The sequence below is a fragment of the Ruegeria sp. AL12 genome, assembly GCF_056540885.1.
In genome coordinates, this window is the sequence record NZ_JBQFXN010000174.1 from 1 (window position 1) to 581 (window position 581).

Annotated in this window: 1 protein-coding gene; it reads right to left on the minus strand. The window is 58.3% G+C overall.

The window, feature by feature from the left end; all coding sequences use genetic code 11:
• A partial coding sequence (locus ACR0C6_RS22065; protein ID WP_480621324.1) for a S1C family serine protease occupies positions 1-581 on the minus strand: 581 nt, incomplete at both ends.

Consider the following 581-nt stretch of genomic DNA (forward strand, 5'->3'; position numbering starts at 1 on the left):
GGCGGTGCCGACCTTGGTTGTGCCCACCAGAATGGGCAGGTCACCACTGGAGTCTACGGCTTCGCCGTTGAAGGACAGGATAACATCGCCTTGCTCCAGAACGCCATCTGCAGGGCTGTCGGCGACAACATCTGCCACCAGTGCGCCCGAGGAGGCATCAATTCCCAGTGCCGCCGCAAGCTGCGGGCTGATATTCTGGATAGATACACCCAGCCACCCACGGCTGACCTGCCCGTCATCCTGCAGATCGGCCGCAATATGCTCAACGATGTTCGAGGTTACGGCAAATCCCAGCCCGACAGATCCGCCACTGGGGGAATAAATGGCCGAATTCACGCCAATCACTTCGCCGTCCATGTTGAAAAGCGGGCCACCAGAGTTGCCCTTGTTGATAGCTGCGTCCGTTTGAATGAACTCGGCATATGGCCCGTCCGAGATATTGCGACCTTTAGCCGATACAATGCCGGTAGTGACCGTGGAGCTCAAACCAAACGGGTTGCCGATCGCTACGACATCTTGGCCAACACGGATTGCATCGCTGTCACCCAGTTCGACGGCTTGCAGGCCCGGGACTGCATCGA